The sequence below is a fragment of the Zestomonas carbonaria genome (genome assembly GCF_904061905.1).
Classification (GTDB): domain Bacteria; phylum Pseudomonadota; class Gammaproteobacteria; order Pseudomonadales; family Pseudomonadaceae; genus Aquipseudomonas; species Aquipseudomonas carbonaria.
Genome location: NZ_CAJFCI010000037.1, coordinates 21,324 through 35,580, shown reverse-complemented (window position 1 = coordinate 35,580; position 14,257 = coordinate 21,324). Strand labels below are relative to the sequence as shown.

Here is a 14,257-nt window from a genome sequence, read left to right as displayed (position 1 = left end):
GTCTTCAGGCCAGCGGTGGCCCCGCAGGAACGCACTCCGCTCGCGAAAGCCGACAACGGTGAACGCTTCGCGAGCGAAGCTCGCTCCTACGGAACGGGCTGGCCATCTCTATCGGGGTGGCTGGCGTCCCTCTCCAGGGAGAGGGGTGCCAGCCCAGCGGTCTAGAGCGCACCCGCGCCATTGCCGGAGCCGGCCGGCGGGTGGGAAGCGGCCGGCTTGCCGGACAACAGGCGCGACAGTACGTCCTGCACCACTGGGCTCTTGCCGACTACGCCCTCGATGGCCTTACCCACCGACAGCGACTTGGCGAAGGAGTTGAAGAAGTCACCCTCGCCGCCGACGATTTCGATCTTCGCCTTGGCCAGCGCGGTGGCCAGCACCTCAGCCTGGTCCTTGGCGATGTCCTTGTTGGCGGCGATGGCGGCCATGGCTTCCTCGAAGCTCTTCTCCAGTTGCATGCGGAACTCTTCGTGGGCGCGGGCGTTGTCGCTGAGCGAGTCCAGCGCGCCGAACTTCTTGCCCAGCCCTTCGGCCTCGGCGTTCAGACGCTCCAACAGCACCTCGGCCTCAGCCATGCCGAGATCCTTGGTGGCCTTGGCCTTGGCCGTGCCGAGCTGCTCTTCGCCGCGTGCCTGGGCACCGAGCTTCTCTTCCAGCACCTTGGCATCGGCCAGGCCGTCCTTCTCCTTCGCCGCCGCCTGGGCTTCGGTAACCCGCGCCACCGCCAGGCCTTTTTCCTGCTCGCCCTTGGCTTCGGCGATCAGGCGCTCGGCCTGTACGCGGGCCTCGGCAAGACCTTCCTTCTCCTTGGCCGCGGCGGTGACTTCACGCACCCGCGCATCGGCCAGGCCGGGCGCTGCGCGCTCGGCCTCGATGCCTTCGGCCAGTTTCTTCTTGGCCTCGGCTTCCTTGGCCGCGGCTTCCAGCTCGGCCTGGGCCAGGGTATTGATCTCGACCGCCTTGTGCTTGGAACGGGTCTCGTCGGCCTCGGCCTGCTTGACCTGGCGCACCAGTTCCTGCTCGGCCTCGGCCTGGGCGTTGAGCACCGTAACCTGCTTGAGGCGCTCGGCCTCGGACACTTCGCGCACCTCCTTGATGCGCTCTTCTTCCTGGGCCACGGTCTTCTCCACCGCCACCCGCTCACGGATCACCGCGGCGATGTTCTTACGCTCTTCCTCCAGCGCCTTCTCCTTCTCGATGCGCTGCAGCTCCACCTCGCGCTCGCGGGCCACCACTTCCAGGTCCTTGGCGCGGGTGACCTTCTCCACTTCGATGACCACCGCGCGCTGGCGGTTCTGCTGAGCCACTTCCACTTCGCGCTGGTGGTTTTCGGAACGGATATCCAGTTCCTGCTGGGTCTGGATGCGCGCCTGCTCGGCCTTCAGCCGTTCCTCTTCCTTGACCTTGAGGGTCTCGGCTTCCTCGCGGGCGCGGATGGTCTCGATCTCGCGCTTCTGCCGCGCCTCGGCATCGGCCTGCTGGCGTTCCAGCGACAGGGTCGCCTCGCGGGTCTCGACGTTCTTCTTCTTGATCGCCAGCTCTTCGTTGCGCTCCAGCTCGTTGGTGATGACGTTCTGCGCGGCGGTCAGCTCGGTGATCTTGCGGATGCCCTCGGCGTCGAGGATGTTGCTCGGGTCGAGGGAGCTCTTCGGCGTCTGCTCCAGGTAGTCGATGGCCACGTCTTCCAGCACGTAACCGTTGAGGTCGTTGCCGATCACCTCGACGATACGGTCGCGGAAACTCTGCCGCTCCTCGAACAACTGGACGAAGTCGAAACGCTTGCCGACGGTCTTCAGCGCCTCGGAGAACTTGGCGTTGAACAGCTCGTTGACCGCCGCGCGGTCGGAGGCACGCTCCACGCCGATGGCCTTGGCCACCTTGAGCACGTCTTCCTGGGTCTCGTTGACCCGCAGGTAGAAAGCCACGGTGATGTCGGCGCGCAGGTTGTCCTGGCAGATCAGGCCGTCCTTGCCGCGACGGTCCACCTCCAGAGTCAGCAAGGAGATCTTCATGAACTCCTTCTTGTAGATCACCGGGTATACCAGGGCGCCAGTGAAATGCACCTTGGGCGTCGAGCTCATATCGTTGACGATCAGCGCGGTGCCTTGCGGAACCTTGATATAGAAGGCCTTGAACAGAACGAAGAAGCCGAAGATCAGCAGGAAGAACACAGCCACTCCGACCAGGAAGGGCATCAGCATTGCGAGGCTCATTAGAATCAATCTCCTTTGATAAAAGCGGGCGGTATCCTGCCCTGAAAGTCTCTGCCGGCCTTGCAGCCGGCCATTGGGCCAAGGCCGGCGATCGTTCCGGCCCTGTCGCCCCGGGGTCAGATGCCCCTGAACTCGTCCTCGGTTATCACCCGGTAAGCATGTTCGGCTTCCAGGTATTCCAGCAGCACCACACGGTCGCCCCGCTTCAGGCCCAGTGCATCGGCGGCGCGGATGCGCAGAATCAGGCCGGCGCCGCCATCCTCCAGGGTCGCCTCGCCGAAGTCCGGCGTCACCCGGCCGCTACGCACCAGAGCGACTTGCCCCAGCAGCGACTGGCTGCCACTGGCTTCCAGCTTGCGGAACAGGGGACGCAGGGGACGGACCAGGAAGCCGACGAGCGGCACCGCCACCAGCGCGGATGCCAGCGCCACCGCGACACCCAGCGGATAGCGCAGGATACCCAGTGGCAGGAAGCGCAACAGCAGCAGTTCGGCGAAATAGCAGATCAGCCAGGCGAAGAAGAACAGCAGGGTCAGTACCAGGGTCACCGGCACGCCGTTCAGGCCCAGCTTGAGCAGCACCCCGGCCAGCCCTTCGGGTTGCAGCGAGTCGGCCTCGATATCCAGTACGTCGACCTCCACCAGCCCCAGCGCGGCGACCAACCAGTAGAGGATCGCCACGCACAGCAGGAAGCTGAGCAACACCACGGGAAAGGACAACGAGGTCTGTAGAAAAAGCTCCATCTTCTTACATCCTGGCTGTACGTAGCTGGGAGTGGCGGGAGCCGCGGCTCCCGCCGAGATCAGGACTTGGTCTTGTCCCTGAGGCGCGCCAGCACGCTGTCAGCGCTGGCGCTGTCCGCTACGATTCCGGCGGCGCGCAGCTTGGCCTCCAGGGCGTCGTCCGGCGTGCTCTCGGCAGCTAGTTCGGCACTGGCCTCCATGTGCGCGGCACGTTCGGCCTGCTTCTGCTTGATCCGCTCCAGCGACTCCACCGCAGTGTGCAGTTTGGCCTGGGAACCGCCATAGCGCTGGGCCACGGCCATCTGCGCGCGCTGCACGCTCTCGGTGGCCTTGACCGTGTCCACCTGCTGCTTCAGACGCTTGATATTGCCTTCGGCCTGAGCCACCGCCTTGCGCAGTTGCGCCACGCTGGCGGCGAAACCTTCGGCCTGCTCGCGTTCGCTGGCCTGTTCGATCTCCAGGTTGGCAATCTTTTCCGCCACCTCCCTGGCCAGGGCCTCGTTACCACCCTCCAGGGCCTTGAGCGCGTACGCCTCGTATTCGGTGATCTTCGCCGCGCTCTTGTTCACCCGCTCGCTGGCCAGCTTGTGCCTGGCCATGATCTCGGCCAAAGCCTCCTTGGACTTGCGCAGCTCGGTATCGGCGTCACGAATCTCCTGGTCGAGGATGCGCAAGGCCTGGCTATCGACAAGGGCCTCGCCCACTTCGTTGGCACCGCCACGCAGTGCCGTCAGCAATTTGCTCCAGACGTTCATCGCCTCTCTCCTTATCCCTTGAGGAAATCTTCGTAGGCTTCGGTGGCCTTGATCACGTTGTCCGCCAGCAACTCGATCTCGAACAGCACATCGGACAGGGTCGAGGACGAGCTCAGAGCACCGAACATGATGTAGCAGTCACGTCCGTCCGGCAGTGTCTCCAGGCCGATGGACGACAGCGGGAACAGCTTGTGGCTACGCAGCACCTCGTCATTGAAGGCCGCCGCGTCCCTTACTTCCGTGGCCGGCCAGAGCAACGCCTCGACCACGATCTGTTCGCCGAACACCCCGATGAACAGGGGAAGGTCGCCGTACTCGCTCATGGTCACGTGCAGACCGGCATCGGCCCCCTGGATCAGTTCGATACCGGCCTGCCCACCCTTGAACGGCTCAGCAGCCGACAGCGCGTCAAACAAAGCCTGTGCGGTCCAAACCTGCAACATGCTCATACCCTTCTCCTTCTCCATAGAAGCCAGCATCGCCCGAGGCTGGCGCAGTTTCCGTTCGTACGCCACGAGCAGCGGGGCATGCTCAGGCAGTATCCAGACCTCCTTCTTCACCAGCCCCTGCTCGCGCAGGCGCTGGCGGTAAAGACGCTGGTAATGGGCTGATGATTTGCTGTTCATGAGGCGCAGATTAAAACTCAACATGTAAGATCACAACACATTACATGTGATATTTTCAGAACACCCGTCGAACGAGCAGGCACGAGCCAGCCGCAGCGTGTTTCGCCGGCAACGGGACGAGTTCGAGGAAAAGTTCGGAAAGGAGATAAAGCATCCAAGCTATTCAACCAAGCGCATCCGTTCGCCATCCTCGATTAAACCGCAGAATCCCCTTCGAACGCACGTGACAAAGCGTCATCCCATCGCATTCGATGCGATTCCTTCCGCAACCCTTGGACAAAATGCAATAGGCTTGCAGATCCGTTCACGACCAAGAGCCGCCATGAACCCGCCCAACAAACCTCTCGCCGGCCTGAAAGTGGTCGAACTCGGCACCCTGATCGCCGGCCCCTTCGCCTCGCGCATCTGCGCCGAGTTCGGCGCCGAGGTGGTCAAGGTGGAGTCGCCCGACGGCGGCGATCCCCTGCGCAAGTGGCGCAAACTCTACGAGGGCACCTCGCTGTGGTGGTTCGTGCAAGCGCGCAACAAGCGCTCGCTCACCCTCAACCTCAAGCACGAGCAGGGCCGCGAGGTACTGAAGAAGCTACTGGCCGAAGCCGACATCCTGATCGAGAACTTCCGCCCCGGCGTGCTGGAAAAGCTCGGCCTCGGCTGGGACGTGCTGCATGCGCTGAACCCGAAACTGGTGATGGTGCGCCTGTCCGGTTTCGGCCAGACCGGCCCCATGAAGGACCAGCCGGGCTTCGGCGCGGTCGGCGAGTCGATGGGCGGGCTGCGCTACATCACCGGTTTCGAGGACCGTCCGCCAGTGCGCACCGGCATCTCCATCGGCGACTCGATCGCCGCGCTGTGGGGCGTGATCGGCGCGCTGATGGCGCTGCGCCACCGCGAGGTCAACGGCGGCCAGGGCCAGATGGTGGACGTGGCGCTGTACGAGGCGATCTTCGCCATGATGGAAAGCATGGTGCCGGAGTTCGACGTGTTCGGCTTCGTGCGCGAGCGCACCGGCAACATCATGCCCGGCATCACCCCCTCCTCCATCCACACCACGGCGGACGGCAAGCACATCCAGATCGGCGCCAACGGCGATGCCATCTTCAAGCGCTTCATGCAGGCCATCGGCCGTGACGACCTGGCGGAAGACCCTGGCCTGGCCAGCAACGACGGCCGCGATGCGCGGCGTGACGAACTGTACGGGGTGATCGACCGCTGGGCGGCCTCGCTGCCGCTGGCCGAGGTGGAGGCCGTGCTGACCCGCGCCGAGGTGCCGGCCAGCCGCATCTATTCGGCAGCGGACATGTTCGCCGACCCGCAATTCCTCGCCCGCGAGATGTTCCTGTCCGCGCGCCTGCCGGACGGCAAGCCGTTCAAGATGCCCGGCATCGTGCCGAAGCTCTCGGCCACCCCCGGCGAGATCGCCTGGACCGGCCCGGCGCTGGGCGAGCACAACGCCGAGGTGCTGGCCGGGCTCGGCTACACGGCCGGCGAGATCGAGGCTTTGCGCGCGGCTGGGGCGATCTGAGCGATCGGAGACTTTATTGGATCCCCGCGTTCGCGGGGAACCAGAAACCGGAACGCCGCCCCACCCTACGCGGTAGACATCTAACCCTTTGAAAATAAAGGCCCACTGCCAGCCGGGCGATCTTTATGATGCGGCGCTTTTGGATGTTTCCGCATGCGCCTGCGAAGTTTCCTCGCCCTGTTCGTTTTCGGGCTTTCTTCCCCGACCCTCGCCGCCCCGCCACGCACCTTCGCCGAAGCCAAGAAAATCGGCTGGCAGCTCTACGGCCGGCAATCCGTCGAGTTCTACTGTGGTTGCAGGTTCCAGGGCAATCGCGTCGACCTGAAAAGCTGCGGCTACGTGCCGCGCAAGAACCCGCAACGTGCCGCGCGCATCGAGTGGGAGCACATCGTCCCGGCCTGGCAGATCGGCCACCAGCGCCAGTGCTGGCAACGGGGTGGCCGCCAGCACTGCGCGCAGCACGACGATGTCTACCGGCGCGCCGAGGCCGACTTGCACAACCTGGTGCCGGGAATCGGCGAGATCAACGGCGATCGCAGCAATTTCGCCTACGGCTGGCTGCCGCAGCCCCCCAGCCAGTACGGCGCCTGCCCGATGGTGGTGGACTTCAAGGCCAGGCTGGCGATGCCCCGCAAGCAGGTGCGCGGCATGATCGCCCGCACCTACCTGTACATGAGCGAGCGCTACAAGCTGCGGCTGTCGAAGCAGGACCGCCGGATCTACGAAGCCTGGCACAAGCATTACCCGGTCGAACGCTGGGAGCGCCAGCGCAACCAGGTGGTCGGCTGCGTGATGGGCTGGGGCAATCCCTTCGTCGGCGGTTTCGACAAGCAGCTCTGCAACCGCCTCCAGACCGTCGCGGGAGCGGCGCCATGAACCATAAAAAAGCGCCTTGGCCGTCACCGGCCAAGGCGCAAAGGTCCGCCTGAAGAGTCCTAACCGGTAATCCGGTAGCGTTCCGCAGGACGGCTGTGAGACAGGTTGGGGCCGAGCTTGGCGCGGGCACCGACGAACCGGGCCCAGTCATCGGCATCGGGCAGCGAGGGAATGGTCACCACCTCGCCCTGGTCGAAGCCGGCCAATGCCGCATCCACCATGTCGCCGACCTCCATGATCATCTCCACCGGCAAGCTGGCCTCGTCGATGCCGGAGCGCTCCCAGATCTCGGTGCGGGTCACGCCGGGCAGCACCGCCTGGACCCGCACGCCCCGCGGGCCGAGCTCGCTCTGCATGGTCTGGCTCAAACTCAGCACATAGGCCTTGCTGGCGCTGTAGACGGCGTTGAACATCTCCGGGATCAGCGCAACCACCGAGGCGACATTGACGATCGCGCCCTGCTCCCGGGCGCCAAAACTCGCCGCGGCCACCGACGACAGGCGGGTCAGGGCGAGGATGTTGAGGTTGATCAGGGCGCCGACCTTGGCCGGATCGGCCTCGGCCAGGGTGCCGTTGAGAGCGATGCCGGCATTGTTGACCAGCAGGCTGATGGCCTCATCGTCGCGCAGGCGCTGTTCGATGAGTGCCAAGTCAGCCTCCCGGGTCAGGTCGGCGCGCAGCACTTCGACGCGCACGCCGTTTTCCTGGGCCAGGGCCTTGGCCAGGTCGTCCAGACGCTGCTGGTCGCGGGCCACCAGCAGCAGGTCGTAGCCGCGCCGGGCCAGGCGCTTGGCGTAGGTGGCTCCAATTCCGGAAGACGCGCCGGTCACCAGCGCAGTGCCCTTGATCGACTTGCTCATCATCTTTCTCTACGGGCTGCGCCCTAATGAATTACGGATGTAATTTAATATTAAATTACGATCGTAATCCATACTTCGAAGAGAGAATTTCCCAATCGTCGCGATAGAAAATCGATCGTCGTGCTGGCCAAACGCCGCGCGCTGCCTTATGCTTGCCAATACTGTATATTTGAACAGTTATCTAGAACGAATCAGCAGTGAAGGTGAGGTGATGAATGGCCGTCGAAGTGGTGTATCGCAGCAGCCGGGATCCGGAGCGCCTGTTCATGGATAAGGCCGAAGCGGATCGTCATGACAAGATGCTGGAGCTGGCGGAGTCGCTGTCCGTCGTACTGCACCGGGCCGTGCCGTCGCTGAACGAGGAGCAGGTCGAGGAGCTCGGCATCTATATGGCGAAGAACCGCGACATCTTCGCCCGCGCCTTCAAGAACCAGCCCGACGCGCTCGGCGAGTTGAACGGCTCGGGCGACGAGTGAGGCTGCGGGTTGGTTACTGGATTCCCACGAACGCGGGGATCCAATAAAAAGATGCCGTTCGCCAATGCGCTCGATACTCCGCACGGTTGACGCAGGTCCTCCAAGCGACTAGTTTCGGCAAGTCCCTCCGGGGCCCGCAAACCATTGGCGATTCCCATGAACAGTGCCGCGCTCATCGCATCTCCTGCAATGAACACCGAAGCCTTCGGTGAGCAAGCGCGCACGGTCGCTCCGCCAACCTCCTCTCCTGTCGCACCGCCGCATGTCCGGATCGGCACCCCGCCGCCGGCCTACGCGCCGCTCGGCTGATCTCCAGCCGATTTCCATAGCTCCGACACAAGCCCACTGACAGCCAGTGGGCGCTCGCGCCTGCGCGCGCCGGAGCCTGTTGTTTCGCCTCGACAGGTGAGTACTGATGAATCTCGACAAAACGTTCTGGACCTCCATGGGTTCGACGACCCTGTTCGTGCTGCTCTGGGGGAGCGGCGCGATCTTCGCCCGGCTGGGACTCGACCACGCCTCGGCCTTCGCCTTCCTGACCCTGCGTTTCACCCTGGCCTTCGCCCTGCTGATGCTGTTCGGCCTCTGGCGCGGGCGCTGGCTGCCGGCCCACGGCACCCGCCGGCAGGTGGCGGTCACCGGCCTGCTGCTGATCGGCGGCTACACCATCTTCTACCTGCTCGCCCTGGATCGCGGCATCACGCCCGGCGTGCTCGCCACGGTCCTGGGCACCCAGCCCATCCTGACTCTGGTGCTGCTGGAACGGCGCATCGCGCCACGACGGATGGCGGGACTGGGGCTGGCCCTCGGCGGACTGGTGATGGTGGTGAGCCAGAGCCTCGGCTAGGCGATGTTCTCCGTGGAAGGGATGCTGTTCGCCCTGGCGTCGCTGGCCTGCATGACCTTCGGCGCGATCCGCCAGAAGGGCCAGCAGCAGCAACCGCTGGACGTGCTGCCCCTGCAATACGGCACGAGCCTGCTGGCCTGCGTGGCACTGACGCCTTTGCAGCCGTTCGAGTTCGAACGCTCGATCGACCTGCTGATTCCCCTGTTGTGGCTGGCGCTGCTGATCTCGGTGCTCGGCCAGTTGTTGCTGTACCGACTGATCAGCGCGGGCAACCTGGTCAACGTCACCAGCCTATTCTACCTGGTGCCGGGGGTGACGGCTGCCATGGACTACCTGTTCCTCGGCAATAGCCTGTCGACCCTCAGCCTGCTCGGCATGGGCGCCATCCTGCTCGGGCTGGTGCTGGTATTCCGTCCGGCGCAGCGCTGAAGGATGCCCTCTCCCGCCTGGCAGGGGGCATGCGCTCAGCCGATCTCCGGCTGCTCCAGCGCCCTGACCAGCGCGCCGAGGAAACGCGCCGCCTCGCCACCGGTGACGGCGCGGTGGTCGAAGGTCAGCGACAGCGGCAGGATCGGGTGGACTACCACCTGCCCCTGCCAGGCCACCGGCTCCTCGCGGATGCCGCCGGCGCCGAGGATCGCCACCTGCGGCGGCACCACCACCGGGTTGGCGTAGCGGCCGAAGAAGCTGCCGAAGTTGGACAGGGTGATGGTCGCGCCCATCATTTCCTGCGGCGGAATGGAGCGCGCCTGGACGTCCGCGCGCAGCCGGCTCATGCCTTCCTTCAGGTCCTCCGCCGAACGGTTGCCGACATCGCGCAGCACCGGCACGAACAGGCCGTCCGGAGTGTCCACGGCGATTCCCAGGTCGATCCTGTCGTGCTGTTTCAGCGACAGGCCCTTGCCATCGAACCAGGCGTTGAGCAGCGGCTCTTCCGCACAGGCGGCGGCGACGGCCTTGGCGATGCGGATCAGCGGATCGCGCGCCTGGGGCCAGCGGTGCAGGTCGGCGTCGCCATAGAGGGTCACCGGCACCACCTCGGCATGGGAGCGCGCCATGTTGATCGCCATGCTGCGCCGCACGCCGCGCAGACGCTCGCCGCCGAAGCGGTCGCGGGATTGCTGGGCGGCGGCCTCCACGTCGGCGCGGGTGATCAGCCCATCGGCACCGCTCCCCTTCAGCCCCGCCAGGTCGACACCGAGCTGACGGGCCAGTTGCCGCACCGCCGGGGTGGCGCGCGGCGCCAGGTGCTCGCGGGTCGAGGGCGCGGCGCCGACGAAGAAGCTGTCGGCCTGCGCTTCGCCACCGCCTTCCAGGCGGCCGACCACGGTGCCGGCATCAGCCTCGCCCTCGTAGCCGACCAGCGGCTCGCCGACATGGAGGATGTCGCCCTCGCTACCGAACAGCTTGCCCAGCACTCCGTCGTAGGGCGCCGGGATATCCACCAGCGCCTTGGCGGTCTCCACCGAGACCAGCAATTGGTCGGCCTTCACCGTGTCGCCGGCCTTGACGTGCCATTCGACGATTTCCGCTTCCTGCAGGCCTTCGCCCAGGTCGGGCAGCTTGAAGTATTTCATTCATCGTTCTCCGATCAGGGACAGCAACTTGGACCGTTCCGCTTTCCCCCACGGGGGTAAGAGGGCATGGCCTCGCGGTACGACAACCTCCGCCCCTCACCCCAACCCTCTCCCGAAGGGAGAGGGAGCAGGACGGCGTGGCGGGAGAGCACGGATTCCTGCGGCATGCACGAATACTCCCCTCTCCCTCCGGAGCGGGGCGCGTAGCCAGGGGCCGGGGGTGAGGGAGCGTGGTCTCGCGGCACTACAACCTCCTTTCCTCCCTACGCGTAATTCAACACCGTGTCGCACGCCGCCAGGATGTCTTCGACGCCCGGCATGTAGAGGTGCTCCAGGCGGTACAGCGGCGGCGGGATGTCCGGGGCGGCGACCCGCTGGATCGGCGCCTGCAGGTCGAGCAGAGCCCGCTCGTAGAGGCTGGCGGCGATCTCCGCGCCGACTCCGCAGGTGCGTGGCGCCTCGTGGACGATCACGCAGCGCCCGGTCTTGCGCACCGAGGCTTCCAGGGTGTCGAGGTCCAGCGGCTTGATGCAGGCGACGTCGATCACCTCCGCCGAAACGCCCTGCTCGGCCAGCCGGTCGGCGGCCTGCAGGGTTTCATGGACGCTGGCGCCCCAACTGACCAGGGTCAGGTCGCCACCCTCGCGCAGGGTGAAGCAGGTATCCAGCGGCAGGCGCCGGCCGTCGTCCTTCAGCGGCTGCGGGTTCATCCGGTACAGGCGGGTCGGTTCGAGGAACACCACCGGGTCGGGATCGTCGATGGCGGCCAGCAACAGCCCGTAGGCACGCGCCGGCGACGAGGGGATCACCACGCGCAGGCCGGGGATGTGGGCGAACATCGCCTCGATGCTCTCGCTGTGATGCTCCGGCGCGCGGATGCCGGCGCCCATCGGGCTGCGCAGCACCATCGGGCAGGTCAGCCGGCCACGGGTGCGGTTGCGCAGGCGGCTGGCGTGGGACACCAGGTGCTCCATGGCGGCATAGACGAAGCCGAGGAACTGGATCTCGATCACCGGCTTCAGTCCCTGGGCGGCCATGCCGACCGCCAGGCCGCCGATCATGGTCTCGGCCAGCGGGCTGTCGATCACCCGCTTGAAGCCGAACGCGTCGCGCAGCCCGGCGGTGGCGCGGAACACCCCGCCGTTGACGCCGACGTCCTCGCCGAGCACGACCACGTTCTCGTCCTCGGCCATGGCCCGGTGCAGGGCCAGGTTCACGGCTTCGAGCAGGCTGGCCTTCTTCTCGACCATGACGGCGCTATCGCTGAAGGAAGTGGTCATGTCATTCATGGCTCGGTCCCCCTTGCAAAGCGGCCGCAGGCCGTGTCCGCCGGGCTTCGTCGGGAACGGGCTCCTTCAGGGCCACCCGCTCCAGCAGCATCTCGCGTTGATCGGCCAGCGCCGCCGGCCATTGCGCATAGACGTAGTCGAGCACCGACTCGACCGGCTGCCGGCCGGCCGCCTCGAAGTTGTCCACCGCCTGCTGGACCAGCGCCTGGCATTCGGCGACCAGCTTCTGCTCGCGGCCTTCGTCCCACACGCCCTGGGCGACGAGGAAACCCTGCAGGCGCTTGATCGGCTCTTCCTGCCAGGCCTGCTTGACCTCGTCGGCGTTGCGGTAGCGGGTGGCGTCGTCGGCGGTGGTATGGTCGCCGAGGCGATAGCTGATGCATTCGATGAGCGCCGGGCCCTTGCCCTGGCGGGCGCGCTCCAGGGCCACCTGGACACGGTCGTAGACGGCGAGGACGTCGTTGCCGTCCACCTGCTCGCCGGGGAAGCCGGCACCGATGGCCTTCTGCGCCAGGGTCGGCGCGCCGCACTGGATGCGCCGGGGCACCGAGATCGCCCACTGGTTGTTGTTGACCACGAAGACCACCGGCAACTGCCAGGCGCCAGCGACGTTGAGCGCTTCGAGGAAGTCGCCCTTGCTGGTGGCGCCGTCGCCGCAGGTGGTCACCGTGACCCGGTGTTCACCACGGATCTTCAACGCGCTGGCCACCCCGCAGGCGTGCAGCGCCTGGGTGGCGATCGGCACGCAGATCGGGAAGTCCTCGGCCACCGCCGGATCGGAGTAGGCGCTGCCGCGCTCGTCGCCGCCCCAGTAGAGGAGGATTTCCTCCATCTTCACCCCGCGCATCACTTGCACGGCGGTGTCGCGGTAATAGGGCACCAGCACGTCCTCGGCCCTCATCAGCGCGCCGATGGCGACACCGATGGCTTCCTGGCCGAGGGTCGGCGCATAGGTACCGATACGCCCGGTGCGTTGCAGGGCCACCGCCTTCTGGTCGAACAGGCGGGTCAGCACCATCTGCCGGTACAGGCGGGTGAGCAGGTTGAAATCGTCGGCCCAGGCGGGCAGTTCGCCGGTGAGGCGGCCGTCGGGGGCGAGATAGCGGGTGTACGGGAGGTCGATCCGGTTATGCATTGCCAGCACTCCTCGGCACCTTGTGGGTGCGTTACTGACTTCCCGGCGCTCGTGACACCGGGGGTTGCACGCCAGGCCCGGCGGGATGGGCCGGAGCCGGCATGGCGCCCCGCTCCACCCGGGAGAGGGGCCAACCCCGGTCGCCGCCGGGTAAGGCGGCGGCCGGGGCGAATCAGGTTCCGTACAGCAGGCGCTCGGCCAGGTAGTCGGCGACCCGCGCGGGCGAGCGCTTGTCGGCCTGGGCGTGAGCGAAGATCTCGGTCAGGCGAATACCGATCCGCGACAGGTGCGCGGTGATCGCCGGCAGTTCCTCGCCACGGTGCTTGAGCGCCACGTAGATCAGCCCTCCGGAATTGATCACGTAGTCGGGGGCATACAGGATTCCCCGCGCCTCCAGTTCGTCGGCGATCTCCACGCTGGCCAACTGGGTGTTGGCCGCGCCGGCCACCGCCGCGCAATGCAACTGACCGACGGTCTGCGCGTTGAGCACACCGCCCAGGCCGCAGGGCGCGAGGATGTCGCACGGCGTCGAGAGCAGCGCCTCGGGCGCCACCGGCTGGGCACCGAACTGCTCGACCGCCAGGCGCACCTGGCCAGCATCCAGGTCGCTGACCAGCAGTTCGGCGCCGGCCGCGTGCAGTTGCTCGGCCAGCGCGTAGCCGACATGGCCGAGGCCCTGCACCGCCACGCGCAGGCCTTCCAGGTCGTCGCTGCCGAGGCGCGCCTGGGCGGTGGCGCGGATGCCGGCGAACACGCCCATGGCGGTGTGCGGCGAGGGATCGCCGGCGCTGGTGGTGCTGGTGACGTGACGGGTGTACTGGGCGATGCAATCCATGTCGGCGCTGGAGGTGCCGCTGTCCACGGCGGTGATGTACTGGCCCTTGAGCGTCTCGATGAAGCGGCCGAACGCCTCGAACAGCACGCCACGGTTCTCCACGTGCGGCGGGCGGATGATCACCGCCTTGCCGCCGCCCTGGTCGAGCCCGGCCAGGGCCGCCTTGTAGCTCATGCCCTGCGCCAGGCGCACGGCGTCGCGCAGGGCGCTGACATCATCGGGATAGGCGAGGTAGCGGCAACCGCCGAGGGCGGGGCCCAGCTTGGTGCTGTGGATGGCGATGATCGCCCGGAGGCCGGTGGCCGGGTCTTGCGCGACATGCAGCGCTTCTAGCCGGGCGGCTTCCATGATGGCAAACATGGTGAGGCTCCCTTGCTGTTTTACAGCCAGTATAGGAGGCAAGCTCGGTCTGCGTGGAAAGCGACGTGAGCCCCGTTGCGGAAATCATCACCGCTCTGGACGGGACCTGCGTGAGCCGCTAAAAACGAGGGACATCCAGGAGA

General features: G+C 66.2%; 12 protein-coding genes and 1 pseudogene. 4 read left to right on the top strand and 9 right to left on the bottom strand.

Features of this window, described 5'->3' with window-relative positions:
• Positions 1-161 precede the first annotated feature (161 nt).
• The 4 genes from PSEWESI4_RS08995 to bacA all read right to left on the bottom strand — a co-directional run bounded on the left by PSEWESI4_RS08995 (position 162) and on the right by bacA (position 4,337).
• Complete coding sequence (locus PSEWESI4_RS08995; protein WP_187670861.1) at positions 162-2,213, bottom strand: flotillin family protein; 2,052 nt, start codon at positions 2,211-2,213, stop codon at positions 162-164.
• 116 nt (positions 2,214-2,329) lie between these two features.
• Complete coding sequence (locus PSEWESI4_RS08990; protein WP_187670860.1) at positions 2,330-2,956, bottom strand: hypothetical protein; 627 nt, start codon at positions 2,954-2,956, stop codon at positions 2,330-2,332.
• Between the two features lie 59 nt (positions 2,957-3,015).
• Positions 3,016-3,711, bottom strand: coding sequence for a PspA/IM30 family protein (locus tag PSEWESI4_RS08985; protein WP_187670859.1), 696 nt, complete (start codon positions 3,709-3,711; stop codon positions 3,016-3,018).
• An 11-nt stretch (positions 3,712-3,722) separates the two neighbouring features.
• Positions 3,723-4,337, bottom strand: coding sequence for a biofilm formation regulator BacA (gene bacA / locus PSEWESI4_RS08980; RefSeq protein WP_187670917.1), 615 nt, complete (start codon positions 4,335-4,337; stop codon positions 3,723-3,725).
• A 322-nt stretch (positions 4,338-4,659) separates the two neighbouring features.
• On the opposite strand from bacA, the gene PSEWESI4_RS08975 reads away from it, so the two are divergent.
• The gene (locus tag PSEWESI4_RS08975; RefSeq protein WP_187670858.1) at positions 4,660-5,859 is read left to right on the top strand and encodes a CaiB/BaiF CoA transferase family protein; all 1,200 of its coding nucleotides are present in this window, start codon (positions 4,660-4,662) and stop codon (positions 5,857-5,859) included.
• Positions 5,860-6,012: 153 nt separating this feature from the next.
• On the top strand, positions 6,013-6,735 hold the full coding sequence (locus PSEWESI4_RS08970; RefSeq protein WP_187670857.1) for an endonuclease: 723 nt from the start codon (positions 6,013-6,015) through the stop codon (positions 6,733-6,735).
• Between the two features lie 59 nt (positions 6,736-6,794).
• Here PSEWESI4_RS08970 and PSEWESI4_RS08965 read toward each other — a convergent pair whose 3' ends face one another.
• Complete coding sequence (locus PSEWESI4_RS08965) at positions 6,795-7,598, bottom strand: SDR family NAD(P)-dependent oxidoreductase (RefSeq protein ID WP_187670856.1); 804 nt, start codon at positions 7,596-7,598, stop codon at positions 6,795-6,797.
• A gap of 212 nt (positions 7,599-7,810) precedes the next feature.
• Between PSEWESI4_RS08965 and PSEWESI4_RS08960 the strand changes: the two genes are divergently transcribed.
• Together PSEWESI4_RS08960 and PSEWESI4_RS08955 are read left to right on the top strand one after the other, a co-directional pair.
• A complete protein-coding gene (locus PSEWESI4_RS08960; RefSeq protein ID WP_187670855.1) occupies positions 7,811-8,071 on the top strand; it encodes a YebG family protein in 261 nt (86 codons plus the stop codon).
• 415 nt (positions 8,072-8,486) lie between these two features.
• A pseudogene (locus PSEWESI4_RS08955) lies at positions 8,487-9,347 on the top strand (DMT family transporter).
• A 35-nt stretch (positions 9,348-9,382) separates the two neighbouring features.
• Here PSEWESI4_RS08955 and PSEWESI4_RS08950 read toward each other — a convergent pair.
• The 4 genes from PSEWESI4_RS08950 to PSEWESI4_RS08935 all read right to left on the bottom strand — a co-directional run bounded on the left by PSEWESI4_RS08950 (position 9,383) and on the right by PSEWESI4_RS08935 (position 14,114).
• A complete protein-coding gene (locus PSEWESI4_RS08950; protein WP_187670854.1) occupies positions 9,383-10,495 on the bottom strand; it encodes a dihydrolipoamide acetyltransferase family protein in 1,113 nt (370 codons plus the stop codon).
• A 263-nt stretch (positions 10,496-10,758) separates the two neighbouring features.
• Complete coding sequence (locus PSEWESI4_RS08945; RefSeq protein ID WP_187670916.1) at positions 10,759-11,745, bottom strand: alpha-ketoacid dehydrogenase subunit beta; 987 nt, start codon at positions 11,743-11,745, stop codon at positions 10,759-10,761.
• Between the two features lie 31 nt (positions 11,746-11,776).
• Positions 11,777-12,919 (bottom strand): pyruvate dehydrogenase (acetyl-transferring) E1 component subunit alpha, encoded by a 1,143-nt coding sequence (gene pdhA / locus PSEWESI4_RS08940; protein ID WP_187670853.1) that lies wholly within the window; start codon positions 12,917-12,919, stop codon positions 11,777-11,779.
• Positions 12,920-13,091: 172 nt separating this feature from the next.
• Positions 13,092-14,114 (bottom strand): Leu/Phe/Val dehydrogenase, encoded by a 1,023-nt coding sequence (locus tag PSEWESI4_RS08935; RefSeq protein ID WP_187670852.1) that lies wholly within the window; start codon positions 14,112-14,114, stop codon positions 13,092-13,094.
• Between the last annotated feature and the right edge of the window lie 143 nt (positions 14,115-14,257).